The sequence below is a fragment of the Psychrobacter sp. genome (assembly GCF_049295055.1).
Taxonomy (GTDB): domain Bacteria; phylum Pseudomonadota; class Gammaproteobacteria; order Pseudomonadales; family Moraxellaceae; genus Psychrobacter.
On sequence record NZ_JBAQQF010000067.1, the window covers coordinates 58171 to 78691 of the forward strand.

A 20521-nucleotide genomic window follows, 5' to 3' on the forward strand; every position below is an offset into this window, starting at 1 on the left:
TACTATTTATAGAAAGGATTAACTTATGGAAGTTACATTAAATGGATATTACACGCTAATATTTGCAACACTGGTGCTGTTACTTGGGCGCTTCTTAGTTAAAAAAATCAAGTTCTTGGAAGACTTTAATATTCCAGAGCCGGTTGCAGGCGGCTTGATTGCTGCGGTTATCGTTTATTCCCTTAATTTAATTTGGGGCTATAGCTTTAACTTCCACCAAGGCTTACAAACAGCGACCATGCTGATGTTTTTTGCCTCTATTGGACTCAGTGCTGATTTTGGTAGGCTGAAAGCAGGTGGTACGCCATTATTAATTTTCACTATCGTCGTATCGGTATTTATTGTCTTACAGGATGTCGTTGGTGTTGCAATGGCAAGCGCATTAGGACTTGATCCTCTGCTCGGATTGGTTACTGGCTCTATTGCATTAACTGGTGGGCACGGCACCGCTGGTGCATGGGGCGTGGTACTAGAAGAACAATACGGTGTGGTCGGCGCAACGACGCTGGGTATTGCCGTGGCAACTTATGGCTTAGTGGCAGGCGGTCTAATTGGTGGTCCCGTTGCGCGCCGATTGATTTCAAAGCTTGGTTTAAAACCGACGCCAGTGAATCAAAATCCAAGTGACGTCGAAAAACTTGCCGCTAAACAATCGCTATATAGCACCAAACATGATGAAGATAGTGACGACAGACAGGAAGAAATGTTTGAAAAACCTGATAATATTCGCCTAATTACCGCTTCTTCAACGATTGAATCATTAGCGCTATTCGCAGCAGCTTTGGCTTTTGCAGATATTATGACCATCGTTGCAGAAGGTACGGCGTTTGAATTACCTACCTTCGTTTGGGCACTAGCAGGCGGCGTGATTATCCGTAATGCATTAACCATGGTTTTCAATTTTGATATGTTTGACCGTGCTATTGACGTTATTGGTAATGCCTCATTGAGTCTGTTTTTAGCAATGGCATTGTTGTCATTGAAGCTATGGGAGTTGACTGAATTAGCAGGACCTGTATTAATTATCTTGCTGGTACAGACATTCGTCATGATTGCTTATGTGTACTTTGTGACCTTTAGAGTGATGGGTAAAGATTACGATGCCGCAGTATTATCAGCAGGACATTGTGGTTTTGGTATGGGTGCGACCCCAACCGCTATTGCCAATATGCAGGCAGTGACCGATCGCTATTTACCATCGCCTAAAGCGTTTTTGATTGTACCAATGGTTGGTGCGTTCTTTGTCGATATCGTCAACGCAACGGTATTGCAGATATTTACGAAGTTGCCATTGTAAGCTATTGATACAATGTAATTAAACTAAAATCAATGAGAAATAAAAAACCGCCTAGCCATTAAGCTAAGCGGTTTTTTATTTCAGTCAATTTTCAGTAAAAGTAGATTAAAAATTACTGATTTTTAGCATACACAGGAAGCTCTTTACAAATAGCTTCTACTTTACCACGTACTTCAGCGGTGACTGTTTCATCGCCACGGCTGTCTAGCACGTCACAGATCCAACCTGCCAAATCACTAGCTTGCGCTTCGTTGAAGCCACGAGTAGTAATTGCTGGTGTACCGATACGCACGCCAGAAGTCACAAACGGTGATTTAGGATCGTTTGGTACCGCGTTTTTGTTCACGGTAATGTGCGCATCACCAAGCCATTTATCCGCTTCTTTACCGGTCATTTCTTGCTTGACTAGGCTGATCAGCATGAGATGATTTTCAGTACCGCCAGAGATGATTTCATAGCCACGGTCGATGATGACTTTCGCCATTGCTTGGGCGTTTTTAACCACTTGCTGCTGATAAGTTTTGAAATTGTCTTCTAATGCTTCTTTAAATGATATCGCTTTGGCAGCGATAACATGCATCAATGGACCGCCTTGGTTACCTGGGAAGACGGCTGAGTTTAGCTTTTTCGCCAGTTTCTCATCACGAGCAAGAATCATACCTGAGCGTGGACCGCGTAAGGTTTTGTGCGTGGTAGTAGTCACGACATCAGCAAATGGTATTGGGTTTGGATAAACACCGCCAGCAACTAGACCAGCAACGTGAGCCATATCAACTAACAAATAAGCGCCAACTTCATCAGAGATTTCACGGAAGCGCGCCCAATCAACCACTTGTGAATACGCTGAAAAACCAGCGATGATCATTTTAGGTTTGTGCTCTTTTGCCAAACGCTCAACTTCGTCATAATCGATAAGACCGGTTTCTTCAACCAAACCATACTGCACAGCGTTGTAGTTCAAACCTGAGAAGTTGATATGCGCGCCATGCGTCAAGTGACCACCCGCATCTAGGCTCATGCCAAGAACCGTATCATTAGCGTCTAACAATGCTAAGAAAACAGCAGAGTTTGCTTGGCTACCAGAATGCGGTTGGACGTTCACATATTCTGCACCGAATAGCTCTTTTGCACGGTCGATTGCCAATTGCTCAACGACATCGACATGCTCACAACCACCGTAATAACGCTTACCAGGATAGCCTTCAGCGTATTTATTGGTCAAATCAGTACCTTGCGCTTCCATCACTGCTTGTGAGCAGTAGTTCTCTGAAGCGATCAGCTCAATGTGGTTTTCTTGACGGACGCTTTCAGCGGCCATGGCTTCAGCAAGTACTGGATCAAAATCTTTGATAGAAATATCTTTAAACATAGTAAAATCCTAAGTAGTGACTGTCGTTAGTAGTAACTTTCATTGAAAAGAAGTGAGTAGCAAAAGAAGTTTGAAATAGGCAAGCAAAAGTAATCAGCTTGTTATGAGCTTGTCAGATTTAGCCATAAATTCGATACGCGCTGGCTTCGATATCATCACTAAAGTTTAAGTGTATCATGAAACTTTATATTGCGAACGCAAAAAAACCTCATGGTAAGCTGAAGGATTTAAATGACGTTATCATAGAAATAAATGCGCAATAGAATCATTGTTTTATCTTTATTATTCTTAGGTCTTATTAAATTTGTTGTATAGTCGATCTACTATAAAACAAGCACAGTGCTACTGGGATAAGTTTTGCGCCGCCTCTCTCTGCGCAAGCAAGCAAGAAATTATCCCAGTAGAGCGTTGTAATATGTGTACTTATTTTAGTTAGGACTAACTATACAAATAAATATTCATCATATACATAAAAAACAGCCACTCTAAGGTGACCGTTTTATTTAATAAATAGCAGCAGCTCTCTTTTAAAGACGCCATCTAACCATCTGCTTTATTATTGTATGCTAACCAATGGCTTCGATACCCAACCTTCACCTTGATCGCTTTGTACATGATAAAAGCCATTCTGCTCAGTGCCCATGTATATCATCATATCTTGCTGAGACAAAGTCGCAACCGCATTTGAGTCTTTGTTTGCTTGAGAATGCAGTTTGGTTTTTTGCAATTTACCAGACAATACAGAACCAGAAACCAATTTACCTTGGTTGTTTTGGTAAGATTGTTCCGTCAAACCAACCTCATTACTTAAATCAGTGACCGCACGCTTACTACCAAGAATAGTATCAGCAGTACGTCCAATAGAACTGATCGTGTTTTGGACATTATACATATTGTCCAAAAATCCAGCATTGGCATTAAATGATAAGCCCATGATAAGTGCGGCTGCTGTTAAAGCAGTAATAGATTTTGGCAAAAGCACATTGACTGATGATGTCATAAGGGTTTCCTGATGTTAAGATAAGTATAAGTATGTTACTAAATTGTATTTATACCACATCTATTAATTATCAGATAGCTTTTATTTAAATTTCAGCATATAGATTATATTGTTTCCTTAAAAGCTTAATAATATTTTTAATTTATTAAGAATTACTACCTAAGAAATCAGGTAAAAACGTCTCACTAATCAGTAATTTACGACCATACCAATCATAAAGCGTTTGCCGTTGCCAGCCATCTGCAGTATATTCAATAAAGCGCTGATTAGGCAAGGTACGGCTGCGCTTAAACAGCACATAACCAATCGGTGTGCTTTTAAGTTGCTGAAGACGACGCGCGCGGCCCTTCAAACTCGATAGCGGGAAGATACTTTGTGCATGTACCCATGGCAGCTCATCATTGCCATATAGCTGTGCTTCGCGTACCCACGCTAATAAGGGCCGGCTCAGTGCCGCGCCTTGCAGACCTAACTGCTTTTTTTGTGCTAAAGATAATAGCCGATAACCCTCAAAGCTACGTTCTACACGTAATGGCTGCCCTGCTTTTGCTTCTAGCAAAGCAGTCAGAGAGCCTTCGGTATTTAGCCAAGATAATAGCTCAGTCGGCGGTAAGGAATTGGTCAAGCAAGGAAGATTACTGGTCATAGTTTATGGCTAATAGATGCTCATTAGATAGATGATTGTTAAATAGAAACTTGTTAAAGAAAAATAAGGTTAATTATTGCTATCAAACATTGGTGCTATCAAACGTCGGCATATTATCAATATTAAATGGCAACGCCTCGAATGCTTGCTGGCGATACTGCGCCATATGCAGTCGATCTTTTTTACAAAAATCGCCAATCGCTGGTATAAAGCGCAAATCATAAATGCGATGCAAAGAGTGCGTCTTAGTAGGAACAAAGCCGCGAATCAATTTATGCTCGCCTTGGGTGCCGGGATCAAAATAGCTCAAACCTTGCTCAATCGCAAACTCAATACCTTGATAATAGCACAGCTCAAAATGCAAGCTATCATACTCGCCAAGCGCACCCCAGTAACGACCATACAAAGTCGCATTTTCACTGTCTGGTTTGTCATATAAAAACAGACTGCTAGCGATAATTTCACCACTTACATCAACGGCTTGTGCCAACATTAGGTGCTCAGGCATCCCTTGCGCTAATGCTTTGAAAAATCCCATGGTCAAATAAGGCTGTTGTCCTCGTATCGCATAGGTCATCACATAACAATGATAAAATGTCTTCCAGTCGGCATCGGTGATTTCATCACCGCATTTTCGCTGGCAAGTGATTCCTTGCTCGGCGACTTTTCTACGCTCAGCACGAATGGTTTTACGTTTTTTAGCTTTCAGCGTCGCCAAAAACCCTTCAAAGTCTGTAAACCGCTCATCATTTTGACTGAGATTTTTATTTTGCCATAAAAACTGACAGCCTTGGCGTTCAAGTATCGGTGTATAAGCGGATGTCGACTCAGAAGCAGGATTTTGAGCTTCTATATCGAGATTCATATTGGTGTCAATGGGCATTGATGTGGTCGCGATTGCAGCCAATTCAGGCGTGACAAACAATCCATGCCAACCTGACGCGCCAACTTGCTGGGCAATATCATCCACTCCGGCAATTGCTGTTTTTATAATCTCTGCATTTAGCGCCTCGCCCTCTGCCAGCCATAAACGCTCGCCGGTGACGGGCGTATAAGGGGCGCTAGTAACGAGGCGAGGATAATAATCGAGACCATACTGTGCATATGCCTGCGCCCACGCATGGTCAAATACGAACTCACCTTGATGATGACCTTTTACAAATACCGGCATCACGGCAATCGGCTCTGATATATCTAATGCCGATGATGATAATGGTGTCAATGATGCCGTTGAAGAATCTGTTATCGCTGTGCTGCTATCGCTAGCAGAATCCTCTACATGATATATCAACACATAAATGGGTAACCAGCCCGCCTGCTCACCAATTGCTCCGGTGTCACTTAGCGCCTGCCAAAAAGCGAATGACATAAAAGGGGTGTCTGGCGTTTGCCACTGTGCTCGATTCTGCCAGCTCATATCGCCAAGTAGTGCGTACTGTAAACTCATAATGCTCACTATTTATTTTTATATACCCCTAGCCTAGCAAAATTCTACTCGCGTGCTGTCACAATTTGCATACTAAATGAGCGAAACCTATAAAAATCGTTTTAACTGGTTGTAAATCAATCATAAAAAAAGCCATCTACAACAATATAGATGACTTTTTTACAATTAATTTATTTTTTAAAATAACATTAGAGGACGCTTGTTTGTTACTTGTATCTACAATGTGACTATCCGCTTTATTACTTATATTAAAGAATAGTGTTTGTATAGAAAGGATGAAATTTTATCAGATGACTGGTAGAATAAGGCTCTTAATAGCTTAATGTAATTCAGAGATATTAGAAACAAGCGAAAACGTTATACTTAGTTCATTATGCGAGATTGACATCGCAGCAGATTTATAATTAGTTAACTATAATGTGGCTTTCGCCATTCACCTTCAGGCAGTTAAGACAGTCAAATTGCCTTCTTAACAAAAGAAAAACTCTAAGTAGACTCGAAAGTCTTCAAGAGGCTGCCTACAAAAAATTAGCGATAAGCTATTTTGCCTAACCGCATGGTCCATTACTGCATAAAGGCTGTATTAAATTATATTTGAACCTTATTATTAATTATAACCAAAAGGAATGCCCTACTAATGTCAAAAATTATTTATACAAAAACTGACGAAGCCCCAGCGCTAGCGACCCTATCATTCTTGCCTATTATTAAAGCGTTTACCCATACTGCAGGAATTGAGGTTGAAAGTACTGATATTTCTGTTGCAGCGCGAGTGCTGGCTGAATTCCCTGAATACCTAAAAGAAGAACAACGTGTTCCTGACAATCTAGCTGAGCTTGGCAAATTGACGCAAGATCCCAATACCAATATTATTAAATTGCCGAACGTCAGTGCCTCTATTCCACAGTTGAAAGCGTGTATTAAAGAGCTTCAGGACAAAGGCTATGCGATACCTGATTTTCCAGATGATCCAGAAACGGAAGAAGAAAAGTTAATTCGTCAGCGCTATGGTAAAAGCCTAGGCAGTTCGGTGAACCCTGTACTGCGTGAAGGTAACTCAGATCGCCGCGCACCGAAGGCCGTTAAGAATTTTGCCCGCAAACATCCGCATTCTATGGGCGAGTGGAAACAATGGTCACAGACGCACGTATCACACATGCACAGTGGCGACTTCTATGCTGGCGAGCAGTCTATTACTCTAGATAAAGCACGTACTGTACGTATGGAGCGCGTTGCTGAAGATGGCACTATTAATGTCTTCAAAACAGGCATCGTTTTGCTTGATAAAGAAGTCATCGACCTGATGTTCATGAGCAAAAAAGCGCTACTTGAGTTTTATGAGCGTGAAATGGAAGACTGCCGTGAAGCCGGTATTTTATTTTCATTACACGTAAAAGCCACCATGATGAAAGTATCGCATCCTATCGTGTTTGGCCATGCGGTTAAAACATACTATAAAGATGCCTTCAACAAACATGGCGCTTTCTTTGACGAGTTAGGTATTAACGTCAATAACGGTATGGCAAGTTTATACGAAAAAATCGCTGAGCTACCTGCCAGTAAGCGTGAAGAAATCGAACGCGATTTACATGCTTGCCAAGTACATCGTCCACGCCTAGCGATGGTTGATTCTTCAAAAGGTATCACCAACTTCCATTCACCAAGTGACGTGATTGTCGACGCGTCGATGCCTGCTATGATCCGCTCAGGCGGTAAAATGTGGGGCGCTGATGGCAAAATGTATGACTGTAAAGCGGTCATGCCTGAGTCTACCTTTGCGCGTATCTATCAAGAAATGATTAACTTCTGTAAATGGCATGGCAATTTTGACCCAACCACGATGGGTACTGTCCCTAACGTTGGTTTGATGGCGCAAAAAGCAGAAGAATATGGCTCGCATGACAAGACTTTTGAGGCGAGTGGTTCAGGGTTAGCTCGTATTGTCGATGAAGAAACCGATGAGGTATTGCTTGAGCAGCAGGTTGAAAACGGCGATATTTGGCGCATGTGTCAGGTAAAAGACGAGCCTATCCAAGATTGGGTAAAACTTGCCGTACGCCGTGCCCGTGAATCAGATACGCCGGTCATCTTTTGGTTAGACCCTTACCGTCCGCATGAAAACGAGCTGATCAAAAAGGTCGAAACCTATCTAAAAGAGTACGACACCGAAGGCTTGCATATTGAAATCATGTCACAGGTTCGTGCGATGCGTTATACGCTAGAGCGCGTTGCCCGTGGTTTGGATACCATCTCTGCAACTGGTAATATTTTACGTGATTACCTCACTGACTTATTCCCAATTTTAGAATTAGGAACGAGTGCGAAAATGTTGTCAGTTGTACCGCTTATGAAAGGCGGCGGTTTGTTTGAAACAGGCGCTGGTGGTTCTGCACCTAAGCACGTTCAACAGCTGTTAGAGGAAAACCATTTACGTTGGGATTCCTTAGGTGAGTTCTTAGCCTTGACCGTCTCTTTGGAGCATTTGGCAAGTCACGATAACAATGCTAAAGCGCAAATCTTGGCGGACACGCTGGATACGGCGACCGAAAAACTATTATTAAATAACAAAGGTCCATCACGTAAAACGGGTGAGATAGACAACCGTGGTAGTCATTTCTATTTGGCCATGTACTGGGCGCAAGAGTTAGCCACGCAAGACCAAGATGCTGATCTTAAAGCGCAATTCGCACCGCTTGCGCAAAATCTTGCAAGCAATGAAGACGCTATTGTTAAAGAACTGAATGATGTTCAGGGTAAAGCCGTAGACATCAAAGGTTATTATTTGGCAGATGAAGCACTGGCTGAGCAAGTCATGCGTCCAAGCAAATTATTCAATGACGCTATCGCTTCGTTGTAGTTATAATTATAATTGTGCTTAGTTAGCTTTTCTTAGAGCTTTCTGAGTTTATATAAAAAACGCCCCAATAGTCTAGGACTGTTGGGGTATTTTTTATTGCAAAAATTGCATTTTATTTTTTAGATTTTTTAAAACCGTATAATGCGATTAGGCATGCATATACTTAATAATCGCTTTACCAAAATCAGAATTTTCGATACAACAAAAGGTGAGGCAGCTTGATAGATTATATGTTTTAAGCTTCTTTGGCATTCTGCTATGCTACCTACTCTATGTTTATTATAATTTATTTATATACCAATTTTTACCTGTATAACCTGCTATTCATCATTTTATTTTTGGGAAACGCTATTTTATGTCTAGCTCTAGCCTCATTTTATTTAACAAGCCTTACGGCGTACAAAGCCAATTCCGTGATGACAGTAATAATGACCATACCACCCTATCAGAATATTTTACGGATAAATCTCTTAGAATCGCCGGTCGGCTTGATGCTACCTCAGAAGGGCTGCTGATTTTGACCAGCGATGGACGCATTAATAAAGCCATTACTCAGCCGCCATCTGCGAAGAATTTTGCCCAAAACAAACAAAAACAGGGCAAGACCTATTTGGTGCAAGTGGAAGGCGTAGCAACTGCTACACAACTAAAGAAGCTAGCATCTGGGGTTATATTAAAAGATGGTAAGACTTTACCAGCATCCGCTGTGCTGGTTGATGAAGCAGAATTACCTATGACATTATGGCAACGCGATCCGCCTATTCGTGAGCGTAAAAATATACCGACATCATGGCTGATGCTTACCATATATGAAGGTAAAAACCGTCAAGTCAGGCGTATGACGGCGCATGTAGGCCTACCTTGTCTGCGCCTGATTCGTTGGTCGGTTGCAGGATTCGAGCTTGGAGAACTGGGCGTTGGTGAGTTTGTACGTATTCACCTAAATAGTGAGCATTGTCAGCAATTAGGAATTAGGAATTAGGAATTAGGAATTAGGAATTAGGAATTAATCTATAATTTGTTCATTGATTGATTTAAAAGCGCTTAATTGTGGTACTGAATAAATATATTACGCCATTCTAAACATAGCGTCTCGAACGCGTAAGGTTTATCTGTTAACATTCAAACCTACGTTATATATGAGCTGCTTGCTCATTGTTTATCTTGTTTGTTATTGTTCCTCTTATTTATAGTAAGGATATGTCATGACCGCTTCTCATCGCTTTGCCTTGTTCGCTACTGGTATTTCTGCTGCGCTGCTGCTAAGTGCCTGCCAGCCAGCAGCAGATAATAACGAGGTGATACCAGCACAAGAAGCGACACCGGCTGAGCAGTCTGACATTCCTGATGATATGGACGCTCATGCTGGTCTTGATATGACTGAAGGCAACGCTATAGCAGACGATACGCAAATGACGGACATACTCAAAGATTATACGAAGTCGATGACCAGTATGCATAATGAGATGATGGTTGGTATGGCTTATAACGATCCTGATACCGCGTTTGCAAAAAGTATGCTGGGTCATCATCGCGGCGCAATAGACATGGCAAAGATTGAGCTCAAATACGGGGCAGATGAGGAAATGCTTCAGCTTGCAGAAGACATTATTGACTCACAGCAAGTTGAGATTGATATCATGAACAAATGGCTTGCTAGCCACCCTGATGCGCCCAAACCTAAACCCAATACTGAGGCGATGCAACAAGCATATGTGAGAAGCATGGATGTCTTAAGTGGTGATATGGTGTTGGGTATCGCTGATCCTGACCCCGATATGGCGTTTGCGCGTGGTATGCTTGCACATCACATTGGCGCAGTGGATATGGCAAAAGTACAGCTCAAATACGGTACTGATGAAGAAATGCGTCAGTTGGCACAAGATATCATCGATGCTCAGCAGCCTGAAATCGAAGTAATGCAAGAGTGGATTGGCAAAACGTCATTTGATGCCAAAGAGACTAACAATCTAACTGATAGTGCGCAGTAAACGCAAGATGCTGTGATGTTAGAAAGATAACGCTCAAAAATAATCTAACTCATTATAGATTTTTAATTTACAAATATTAGCGCTTAACTGAATATTTAAATAAGGAAGTGGTATTATCCCCTACACAATATAATCCATAGAGGTCTATATGTTAGTTAATTTGATACGAGAAGGTTTAGGACGGATCATTGCTGCTATGAGTGTATTGACTCAAGGTAAGCCAATGACACGCAGTCAGGAAGAGCAAGCGGAAGTGACTGCTGCCTGTAAAGATTTATCACTATATCAATTTTATGCCTGTCCTTTTTGTATAAAAGTGCGCCGTCAAATGCATCAATTAAACTTACCTATCGAATTTCGAGATATAAAAAACAATCCAGAATTTCGCACTGAGCTCGCTGAGAATGGTGGGCGCGTCAAAGTACCTTGTTTACGTATTGAAGAAAATGGTGATGTCCAGTGGATGTATGAATCAAATGATATTATCGCTTATTTACAGCAACGCTTTGGCTAATATCTCTGATAAGTGGATAAGTAAAAGTCCTTATTGGCTCGGGTTAGCAACAGCCTATTAATAACAGCCTAATCCGACCATTTATTTATTAGATCGAGTCACGCTCATTGCTTACTAACCCTACCTACTATGCATTCTATGCATGGATTTAAAAAGTTTTATCCCTTTAAGACTTAACAAAGTCAGGCGTTAACCATTTATCAAATCCTAATTTTTCTAGCTTTAAACTTACCTTGTGCGGACTGACTGTGCTTGCTTTATCTTGTTTGCTATCGTTCATCTCACTTGTCACATTCGCTGCTACGATGACATACAGCAACTCATCACGACGGAATAGATGACAGTCAATCTCAGATTGTGCCATTGATACAGCAGCCAGTTGCTTACTGTCAGCTTTGATACCATCCAGAGCAATGATGACATCATGGGCAGATATGCCTGCTTTAGCAGCAGCACTCCCACGCCGTACCTGATTTACCTTGAGTCCAGCAGGCGTTTCCGTACATCGCATGCCCCACGGTAGAGATTTATCAGCCGTTTCTTTGCTGTTGCTATGCACTGTGATACCGTTTGCCGTAAGCAGCGCTTCCATCGGTAACTCTTCAACGCCATTGACATAACGTTGTTCAAATTCTTCCCAATCCGCTACTGGCATAAACTGCCCTATCACTGCACCCATATCAGCACTATTGATACCAATGCGCTTGTTGTCATTTTGCTTGGCTCGATTATAAAAGGCTTTAACCACATCAAACAAACGATAACGACCGTTACTTTTTTCAAGCAGCGTTAAATCTAAACATAAGGCTACCAACGCGCCTTTATTATAATAGCTGATCCCCGCATTGCCAGTATTCTCATCATTGCGATACAGCTTTATCCATGCATCAAAACTCGACTCTGCCACACTTTGCTGCGCTCGACCCGGCGTTTGATAATAGCGACTCATCTGCTCCGCCAGTAATTTCAGATAGCTTGCTTTGTCAATGACTCCTGACGCTTGTAGCATAAAATCATCAATATATGAGGTAAAGCCTTCAAATACCCACAGCAAAGGTGTAAAAGCTTCGCGGCGTAAATCCACCTCTAGCATGACATCGGGACGGACGGTTTTGACCCACCATGCATGGAAATACTCATGGCTACATAAGCCTAAAAATCGCTGATAATCCGTACTCGGTAACTCAGGCTCATTGGTAGCAGGTAAATCGCAGCGCGGGGTAATCAAGCTGGTAGAATTGATATGCTCTAGACCACCATAATCTTGCCCGCTGGCATAAGTCATAAAGGTATAGTGATTGAATGGCGCATCGCCCAGCCAGTTAAGATAGCTCTGACAGATTTGGGTGATGTCTTGCTGCAGGCGTCCCATATTAGCGTTATGCTTACCAGAGAGAAAAAAGCGATGGCTGAGCGTTTGGTGCTGATTGTCTTGAATAATAAAGTCGAACTTCTCTTGTACAGCAATCTCAAAGGGATAATCAATCAATTCATGATAGCTATCAGCTTGCAGACCATATACATGCTGTGCATCGCTCTGTAAATGTGTGGCGTCAAGTCCAAATGCCAATAGGACGTTTTCTTTATCTTTATCGACAAAAAACGTTACTGGCACGATTAAACTAACTTGTACTGGTAACGGCTCTTGTCCATCAACGGCCAATGCTAAAGAGGTGAAGTTGCCATAAAGACGCTGCTGATCGACATAGGCGGTGCGCACTGATAAGTCGTAACAGTAAACTTCATAATGGACTTTGACTATTTGCCCTGCTGCAACGTCTGGCAGTTGCCACGTATGTTTATCTGTTTTTTGGGCACGATAGTATTCAAAGTATTCATTACTTTCGTTTGCTATTTGATAATGCACCGCGGTTATATTTCGGGCAAACTCCCGTATCAAATAACTGCCCGGAATCCATGCTGGCAGCCATAGTGAAAGTACGTCAGTATTGGCAGTAAAGCTCAATGTCACATCTACTAAATGCTCATGAAAACGCTCAAAGTTAAATTGGTAATGGATATTGCCTATCTGTTGATTAGAAGCATGAGAAGATGAAGTCATGGTCGTTTATTATCCTTATGTTTATAGCTATGGTAGAAGTCATTAGCCAAAAACGCAACCTTCAAACTATCAATGAATAATAGGTTATACATTTAAGAACAATGCTCATTTACATTAATTATTCAACTAATTGGCATTTTTTATTATTTTAACCTTGAAAGTGATGCGAGCCATCGCAATTAAAGAGGCTAACTGCTAAAGTTACCCTAATAAACTGATGATAATTGACTAATGACGTGGCTATTTGGCTGGCTGATTGGCTTTTTTAGGTTTATTGCAACCGTATTTAAATTTTAATATCAATATATTTAGGATAATTTATGACTACTATCGCAAAAGACACTGCCGTCAAGTTTAACTACACCCTAAAAGACGACGAAGGTAATATCCTTGACCAGTCTCCAGAAGGTCAACCGCTTGCTTATTTGCATGGCCATAGCAATATCATTCCCGGTCTTGAGCAACAACTAGAAGGCAAATCTGCTGGCGAAAGAGTCAATGCTGTCGTTGAGCCTGCTGATGGTTATGGCGAATACCAAGCACAAGCGGTACAACATGTACCACGTGACAACTTCCAAGGCGTTGATGATATCCAGCCTGGTATGCAGTTTCAGTCAGAAGCTGGCGGTCAAGTGATGCTGGTGACGGTTACTGAAGTCAATGAAGACGAAGTCATCGTTGATGCGAACCATCCATTAGCAGGTAAGCGTTTGACTTTTGATGTTGAAATCCAAGAAGTACGTGCTGCTACTGAAGATGAACTAAACCATGGTCATGTCCATGGCGCTGGTGGCGTTGAGCACTAATCTCTTGTAGATAAAAGTGAAAAATAATTAGGCGATGAATGGCTATAAAACTTATCGTCTAATAGTAAAAGGTCAGTAGAGCGTTCTATCTACTGACCTTTTTTTATGGGTAGCTTTCAAAAATATTTTATAGAAATTATCGTCTTTTAGGGATGACAAAATTCTTTAGACGTAACAAACTCTAGAGGTAACAAAGCCGCATAACGACAAGCATTACGCGGCTTTTATCACCAACCATCCATGTTAATATTATTCAATACTTAATCCCGAAGTATCTCATAATGTTCAGGCATCCAGCCTTATCATCCCTAATTAGCAAATCACCTATCCCTGATGCGACCTTTAAGATACCAATCCCTAATACCTATGAACCTTTTCGTTCAATCGTGCCGTACAGTTATAATCGCAGATTTAGCCAAGGTTAGTAAGAGGTCTAAACGTCAATGCATGTAAGCATATGCTTACATGCATTTTTAATGGCCCTTTAAACGCCATAATTGACATTTGATAAAATTGTACTATTTATAACTTTCCTTCAGGGCTAACCAGTACTTTTGGATTGGCACTAAGCATGATATAAGCAGCTTCATTGATAAACGCTTCATCTTCAGGTAATTCTGGACGCTCCAAAGCCTTCATCTGACTACGTTCTTCGAACTTAGCATCCATTGCCGCTTGATAAGTATTCCAGTTGGCATAAGGACGCTCACCGGTTGCGATAAGACGTTTATTCTCAGCTTCTAATGAGCGTTTTTCTATCAGCTGCATTTTGGCACGGCGGCTATTGATATCGAGAGGGAAAGGTTTTTTCTCATCTTCCATATTACGAATATCATTTAGCGTTGATAGATAAACAAACTGTGGGTTTTTCTGTTGACGAATTTTTGACTGTTGGTTTAGCGTTGCTAGCGTATCGGCAGTGAACTTACCTTCAGGTTTGTACGGGGTCGTTTTAATCGTATCCCAAGGCAGCGCTTTTTTCTGTGCGCGCTCGCCAAAGGTTGCAGCGTCGTAGATGTTAACCAGTTCAACATCAGGCACGACACCTTTATTCTGCGTACTACCACCAGTAATACGGTAGAATTTACGCTGAGTTAAAGTCGCAGAACCCAAAGCCAAGCTATCCAATTGGATTTGTGCAGAGCCTTTACCAGTGGTCGTGCTACCGACGACCAATCCACGACCATAATCTTGAATCGCTGCGGCAAATATCTCACTAGCAGAAGCAGATGCTAGGTTGGTAATGACGACCACCTTGCCCTTATAAAGTTGTTCGCCACCATCTATATCATCATAGACTTGAATATTGCCGCGATTATCACGAATTTGCACCATTGGTCCGCTCTTCATAAAAAAGCCGAGCATTTTAGCCACTTCATCTAGCGAGCCACCGGGATTGTTACGTAGATCAACCACTAGACCGTCGATATTCTCTTTATTAAGCTCTTTGAGTGCCTTTTCGGTATCGATACTGACACTACGGTACTCCTCACCATTACGACGAGCGCGATAGTTTAGATAAAAGCTAGGTATCTCAAGAACCCCAATACGTTTTGGTGTTTTATCAATATTAGGACGCTGAACTTCGACGATGCGTTGAGTGACACCTGATTCTTCTTGCGCAATAATATCTCGAACCACAGTCACATTACGGGCGCTAGCATCAGGAGTATTGGGCTGACGTACTTTGATTGTCACCGAGGTACCGCGCTTGCCACGAATCAAACTGACAATCTCACGCGTTGACCAGCCAACTACATCGGTCATGGTTTCGCCGTCTTTTGCGATACCAATAATCAAATCATTAGGCTTAATCTGGCCAGATTTGGCCGCCGGACCTCCATCAACTAATGTCACAATCCGAGTATAATCTGGATTTTTTCGGTCAGGGCGAATAGAAACCCCTATCCCTTCTAACTGCAGACTCGATTGAATTTGCAATTCATTGGCTTGAATAGGCGCATAATAATTACTGTGCGGATCATAAGTCAGCATCGCCGTATTTAAGACGGTTTCCATAATCTCATCATCTGTTAGACGGGTAAACTGCTCTTGCTGACGCGATAAGCGATTAAGCAAAATCTCACTCGGCGTGCGTTCATCATTACGCACCAAATCTTGGCCACGGGTGATATCTGGATTGTCTAAAAATACTTTTTCTTTTGCTTTTTCGTCTTCTTGACCTAAAGTAATGCTCATCAATTGAAACTTAAGCTGGCGCGCCCAATAGTCACGCTGCTCTTTCTTAGTTTTAAAGTGATTGAGCTTTTCACGATCAAGGACAATCGTATCCTTACCGGTTAAATCAAGATCTGTCTTCAGCATCTTTTTTGCCATGGCAAAATATTCATTCGAGCGTTTACGATAGCGCTCAAAGACTTCTACTCCCGCAGACAAATCGCCACGCTTAAGGCGAGCACCGAACTCATCAGCATATTTTTTCTTAAACTCATCGACATCAGATTGTAAAAACAACGTATGGTTTGGATCTAGGCTGTCGATGTACATAGACAGAATCTCGCTACCGGTTGCCGTATCGAGTGGCTGATTGAGATAATGACTGCGATCCAGCAATGCGGCTACTTGGCGAGTAGTGACCTGTTGCTCAGGTGTCTGCACGAAGCCTGCTGTATTACTATCAGCCACTGCAGTGCCGTAGCTTTGGGTAAGAATAAGACCAGCGATACCCACTGACGCTGCACTGAGTAACCACTGTGCTGGTTGTTTTTTCATCATATATACCTAATTATTTTAAGTGAAAAGTATGCTTGGGGGTTATCAAAATCAAAAGTTATCTATAAACGACTGTCCATAAAATTCAGCGGCGTTTTACTCTATTATATTTACCATTAAACCATCCATTACGCTAGCATTAAAAGCCGAAAATACAGGAGAGTTATTTTTGTTTTATCATTAAAAAATCAATCAATACTAGCATGGACATAAATACGGCACTGTCTCAAACTGTATAAACAATCTTACACGCTACGCTGTCACATACCAAACTTTCTAGCCATCACTTAAACATGTCTACAATCAATATCAGTTAATAAATATCAGTCAATACCTTCAAATCAATTAATCTGCTACATTATGCTCAGCTGGTAATAGCTGTCATAATAAGACCATAATAGCGATGTATTATAGATGTCATTTATCATCGTTTTTCCGTTTAACTTATCATATAACTCAATTTAACTTATCATAAAAAATATATAGCATAATAAGGATCACGCAATGTATGGCGTCTTAATGATTGATATCGATAGTACTGAACTGACTGCTGAAGATGTCAGCTTAATCAAACAAGCCCAAGTTGGCGGGGTGATATTATTTGTCCGCAACGTAGCAGATGCCGCGCAAGTGCGAAGGTTATGTGACGACATACGCTATCATAATGCTGACATACTCATCGGGGTCGATCAAGAAGGTGGCCGCGTTGCCAGACTACGTAACGGTTTTACGCCATTACCAGCGATGGGTAGACTCGGTGAGTTATTTAATCAAGATCCTAACCGCGCGCTTAGCTGCGCTTACGATTGTGGCTATCTAATGGCAGCAGAAGTATTGGCGGTCGGGATTGATTTGAGTTTTGCACCGGTGCTCGATAGAGACGGTATTAGCCAAGTCATCGGCGATCGTAGCTTTCACCATGAACCTCAAGCTATTATTGCTTTGGCTACCCAGTTTATGCGCGGTATGAAAGCGGCTGGCATGGCAACTACGGGTAAACACTTCCCTGGTCACGGTGCTATCGCTCCAGATTCGCATGTGGCGGAAGCCATCGATACTCGTAGCTTAGATGACATCATGAATAGCGATATGCAGCCCTTTGCGCAAACGCTGCCATGGCTGGATGCTCTAATGCCAGCACATGTGATTTTTTCGCAAGTAGATAATAAACCAGCGGGATTCTCAAAAATTTGGCTCAAAGACATTATCCGAGACCAGCTAAATTTTGATGGCGTCTTATTTTCTGATGATTTATCTATGGCTGGGGCGCAAGCAGCAGGCGATGTCAGCGCGCGTGTCACGGCAGCGATTGAAGCAGGTTGCGACATTGCCTTAGTCTGCAACGATCGTGTCGCTGCTCACGAAGCGGCCAAAGCGGCCCAAGAGCTGCCTTATCCCAATCAAAGTCGTATTAAAACCATGTGCGGACAAATACCAGCTTGGCAAGGTGACCTCGAATCTACTTGTCAGCAGTTTGAGTATTGGCAACAGGCAAAAGAGAATATCTCACAGACGTTCTTTCCTATTCAAGCAGAACATCAAGAGGAATCTCAAATATCGGCTAACGCTGAGTTAAAAGACCCAACGGATTATAAGTAATCTTTATTAGAAATATTTTTAGCAAAATAAAAACCGCACCTTAATGAAGATGCGGTTTTTCTATTTTAGAGCTTAATTTAAGACGTATCAGTGATTACTGAGCAATGATTAATTCTTTGCTTTCGGGTCTAATGCACTACCACGGCTGGCATCATCACTATCTGGCAAAATATCATCATTATCAGGGTCTAATGGATTCAAATCTGGATCTGGCATATTTACGTTTACACCGCGATCATCAGCATCTGGCGTCAAATCATCGTTATCGCTGTCCAGTGGATTCAGATCTGGATCAAGCGCACTGTTATTAATCGCCATACCATCATTTGCAGTCGCAGTCTCGTCATATACCACAAACTCAATGCGGCGGTTACGGAAACGACCCTGATCCGTTGAGTTGTCGGCAACAGGATCTGTTTCACCCATCCCTTTGGTCATAAGCTTACTTGGATCAGCACCTTGTGCTACCAAATAATCTTTCATCGACTGGGCACGCTCTTGTGACAGCTTCATATTATAAGCAGCATCCGCTGTTTTGTCGGTATGACCAATAATCATCAGCTTCATATTTGGCACTTGTTCCATCAACTTCACAGCGCGGTCTAACAGCACTTTATTGGCATCAGGAATAACCGCCTTGTCCACTTCAAAGTTAACCACTTGTAGACTTAGAGCACGAGCGACATCACGAGGATCTGGGTTCTGACCAAGATTATCCATCGCCGCTTGAGACGCTGTTAAGCTATTATCAATCTCACTTTGCTCATTCAATGGACCTTCAGCCATCACCGTCATCGCTGGCGCAGCAGCTTGCAGATCAGATACTAGCTTGCTTAGAGCGGCAGCGTCAGGGGCATTGACCGTAATAGTATCGCCTTTAATCAGCATACTGGCATTTGGTACATTTTTGAAGATAGGCAATATAGTAGCAAGCTGAGTAGCCGCTGGCATATCTATTGAGAAACCATCATCGACATCCGCGCGACAATTATTAGCATCATCACCGAAGACGCCATTAAGGGCAGTCATCACGTTGCTTTGTAGGGTGTCATTACCAACATTCATACGGCAAGCATATAGCTCACTATTTTCGCCCGTAGCGATACGCAAGGATGCAGGTTCAATACCAGCAGCGACCGCTTGACCATCTCCATTGGCTCCTTGCTGTTCTGTGATAACCGGTTTACCGACCGGCTCAGGATTGTCTTGGCAACCTCTTAATAGAGCCCAAGCCAATGCCCCTAAAATAATCAGTCCAATAATAGGTAGCAGCGCTTTCATAAAGCTGCCATCTTTTTCTTCTTGACGTCGCAGTGGTGCCGTAGTTGTGGTAGTAGAAATTCGTTCACCAGCGGGCGCAGCGGCAGCCAGACCAACAGGCAAGACAGCACTTGCCCATACAGGAATATGATGCTGATAACCGGCAAGGTTGTCATTTAAAAATTGTGGTACTGGCGTTGTGCCAGCTAAGCTTTTGATTTCGTGATAGGCGAGCGGCGCTGCCATAGCAAGCAGCCCACGAACAGCCGTAACATCGACATTGTGGTGACTGGCAAGCTCACGAGCGATTTGGTCACGATGCGTGTCTTCTGTCCATACACGATCGTAGAAACTCTGATCATCACGTGCAATATTGTCATTGGCAAAACGATTATAAATATCATTATCTGCTAGACGGACAGCAAAAATAGCATAAAACTGTTCAAGCAGATTTTTCTTAGCAGGATTGTGGTCATCGCCTAGTACTGCTGGGCTCACCGTCCGTGTTAAATGACTGATAATATCCATAACATCCTTCCTCAATTAATAATTATTTTAAGTAGCTTGTCTTATATAATTTGAATTTTTAAAAAATAGAACTTAGGTAATAAACGATATTACGTAATAAACAATAGTAGGTAATAATCTGAAAGTAATAAAGAGCCACGCTACTAAAAACCAGCGATGACTACATTCAACTTTTTGTATTATAAAAGTATTAAGCACGCATTCACAATCAATGCCCTGTTGTGAAAATGCTACATTAGGTAATGTTTCAGTTGTTACTCGTAACTCTCACGTCTGTATCATACAAACTACTCACATAGTAGTGGCGAGCAGCACAGTTACATATAGCATAATCCTAAATAGCATCCATTTGATGATTTTCGAGTACAGAAACTCGCTTATTTAAAATTTACATTTTATTCTAAAAACACAA

14 protein-coding genes are annotated in these 20521 nt (G+C 42.0%); 7 read left to right on the top strand and 7 right to left on the bottom strand.

Features of this window, described 5'->3' with window-relative positions; genetic code table 11:
* Positions 1–25 precede the first annotated feature (25 nt).
* Positions 26–1297, top strand: a complete 1272-nt coding sequence (gene gltS, locus WAZ74_RS09895; protein ID WP_422308133.1) for a sodium/glutamate symporter — start codon at positions 26–28, stop codon at positions 1295–1297.
* Positions 1298–1409: 112 nt separating this feature from the next.
* Here the strand turns inward: gltS and glyA are convergent, their stop codons facing one another.
* The 4 genes from glyA to WAZ74_RS09915 form a co-directional block, all read right to left on the bottom strand.
* Positions 1410–2666 (bottom strand): serine hydroxymethyltransferase, encoded by a 1257-nt coding sequence (gene glyA, locus WAZ74_RS09900; RefSeq protein WP_422308134.1) that lies wholly within the window; start codon positions 2664–2666, stop codon positions 1410–1412.
* A 556-nt stretch (positions 2667–3222) separates the two neighbouring features.
* Positions 3223–3666: a hypothetical protein gene (locus WAZ74_RS09905; protein WP_422308135.1), complete on the bottom strand. Its 444-nt coding sequence runs from the start codon at positions 3664–3666 to the stop codon at positions 3223–3225.
* A 145-nt stretch (positions 3667–3811) separates the two neighbouring features.
* Positions 3812–4312, bottom strand: a complete 501-nt coding sequence (locus WAZ74_RS09910) for a chorismate--pyruvate lyase family protein (RefSeq protein WP_422308136.1) — start codon at positions 4310–4312, stop codon at positions 3812–3814.
* A gap of 82 nt (positions 4313–4394) precedes the next feature.
* On the bottom strand, positions 4395–5759 hold the full coding sequence (locus WAZ74_RS09915) for a GNAT family N-acetyltransferase (RefSeq protein WP_422308137.1): 1365 nt from the start codon (positions 5757–5759) through the stop codon (positions 4395–4397).
* A gap of 637 nt (positions 5760–6396) precedes the next feature.
* On the opposite strand from WAZ74_RS09915, the gene WAZ74_RS09920 reads away from it, so the two are divergent.
* The 4 genes from WAZ74_RS09920 to WAZ74_RS09935 all read left to right on the top strand — a co-directional run bounded on the left by WAZ74_RS09920 (position 6397) and on the right by WAZ74_RS09935 (position 11121).
* Positions 6397–8616 (top strand): NADP-dependent isocitrate dehydrogenase, encoded by a 2220-nt coding sequence (locus WAZ74_RS09920; RefSeq protein WP_422308138.1) that lies wholly within the window; start codon positions 6397–6399, stop codon positions 8614–8616.
* 355 nt (positions 8617–8971) lie between these two features.
* Complete coding sequence (locus WAZ74_RS09925) at positions 8972–9598, top strand: rRNA large subunit pseudouridine synthase E (RefSeq protein WP_422308139.1); 627 nt, start codon at positions 8972–8974, stop codon at positions 9596–9598.
* 223 nt (positions 9599–9821) lie between these two features.
* A complete protein-coding gene (gene copM / locus WAZ74_RS09930; protein WP_422308140.1) occupies positions 9822–10607 on the top strand; it encodes a CopM family metallochaperone in 786 nt (261 codons plus the stop codon).
* Between the two features lie 148 nt (positions 10608–10755).
* On the top strand, positions 10756–11121 hold the full coding sequence (locus WAZ74_RS09935; RefSeq protein ID WP_422308141.1) for a glutathione S-transferase N-terminal domain-containing protein: 366 nt from the start codon (positions 10756–10758) through the stop codon (positions 11119–11121).
* Positions 11122–11287: 166 nt separating this feature from the next.
* On the opposite strand, the gene WAZ74_RS09940 is transcribed toward WAZ74_RS09935, so the two are convergent.
* Positions 11288–13183 (bottom strand): M61 family metallopeptidase, encoded by a 1896-nt coding sequence (locus tag WAZ74_RS09940; RefSeq protein ID WP_422308142.1) that lies wholly within the window; start codon positions 13181–13183, stop codon positions 11288–11290.
* 320 nt (positions 13184–13503) lie between these two features.
* Here WAZ74_RS09940 and WAZ74_RS09945 point away from each other — a divergent pair, with 320 nt between their 5' ends.
* A complete protein-coding gene (locus WAZ74_RS09945) occupies positions 13504–13989 on the top strand; it encodes an FKBP-type peptidyl-prolyl cis-trans isomerase (protein WP_422308143.1) in 486 nt (161 codons plus the stop codon).
* A gap of 522 nt (positions 13990–14511) precedes the next feature.
* On the opposite strand, the gene WAZ74_RS09950 is transcribed toward WAZ74_RS09945, so the two are convergent.
* Complete coding sequence (locus tag WAZ74_RS09950; protein ID WP_422308144.1) at positions 14512–16722, bottom strand: carboxy terminal-processing peptidase; 2211 nt, start codon at positions 16720–16722, stop codon at positions 14512–14514.
* Between the two features lie 504 nt (positions 16723–17226).
* Between WAZ74_RS09950 and nagZ the strand changes: the two genes are divergently transcribed.
* Positions 17227–18321 carry a beta-N-acetylhexosaminidase gene (gene nagZ, locus WAZ74_RS09955; protein ID WP_422308145.1) on the top strand — a complete coding sequence of 365 codons (1095 nt, stop codon included), beginning with the start codon at positions 17227–17229 and terminating at the stop codon, positions 18319–18321.
* Between the two features lie 108 nt (positions 18322–18429).
* On the opposite strand, the gene WAZ74_RS09960 is transcribed toward nagZ, so the two are convergent.
* On the bottom strand, positions 18430–20109 hold the full coding sequence (locus WAZ74_RS09960; RefSeq protein ID WP_422308146.1) for an OmpA family protein: 1680 nt from the start codon (positions 20107–20109) through the stop codon (positions 18430–18432).
* Positions 20110–20521: the final 412 nt, after the last annotated feature.

Bases quoted from the DNA above. Each gene is read 5' to 3' on its own strand.
- gltS (WP_422308133.1), top strand. From the start codon at position 26: ATGGAAGTTACATTAAATGGATATTACACGCTAATATTTGCAACACTG.
- glyA (WP_422308134.1), bottom strand. From the start codon at position 2,666: ATGTTTAAAGATATTTCTATCAAAGATTTTGATCCAGTACTTGCTGAA.
- WAZ74_RS09905 (WP_422308135.1), bottom strand. From the start codon at position 3,666: ATGACATCATCAGTCAATGTGCTTTTGCCAAAATCTATTACTGCTTTA.
- WAZ74_RS09910 (WP_422308136.1), bottom strand. From the start codon at position 4,312: ATGACCAGTAATCTTCCTTGCTTGACCAATTCCTTACCGCCGACTGAG.
- WAZ74_RS09915 (WP_422308137.1), bottom strand. From the start codon at position 5,759: ATGAGTTTACAGTACGCACTACTTGGCGATATGAGCTGGCAGAATCGA.
- WAZ74_RS09920 (WP_422308138.1), top strand. From the start codon at position 6,397: ATGTCAAAAATTATTTATACAAAAACTGACGAAGCCCCAGCGCTAGCG.
- WAZ74_RS09925 (WP_422308139.1), top strand. From the start codon at position 8,972: ATGTCTAGCTCTAGCCTCATTTTATTTAACAAGCCTTACGGCGTACAA.
- copM (WP_422308140.1), top strand. From the start codon at position 9,822: ATGACCGCTTCTCATCGCTTTGCCTTGTTCGCTACTGGTATTTCTGCT.
- WAZ74_RS09935 (WP_422308141.1), top strand. From the start codon at position 10,756: ATGTTAGTTAATTTGATACGAGAAGGTTTAGGACGGATCATTGCTGCT.
- WAZ74_RS09940 (WP_422308142.1), bottom strand. From the start codon at position 13,183: ATGACTTCATCTTCTCATGCTTCTAATCAACAGATAGGCAATATCCAT.
- WAZ74_RS09945 (WP_422308143.1), top strand. From the start codon at position 13,504: ATGACTACTATCGCAAAAGACACTGCCGTCAAGTTTAACTACACCCTA.
- WAZ74_RS09950 (WP_422308144.1), bottom strand. From the start codon at position 16,722: ATGAAAAAACAACCAGCACAGTGGTTACTCAGTGCAGCGTCAGTGGGT.
- nagZ (WP_422308145.1), top strand. From the start codon at position 17,227: ATGTATGGCGTCTTAATGATTGATATCGATAGTACTGAACTGACTGCT.
- WAZ74_RS09960 (WP_422308146.1), bottom strand. From the start codon at position 20,109: ATGGATATTATCAGTCATTTAACACGGACGGTGAGCCCAGCAGTACTA.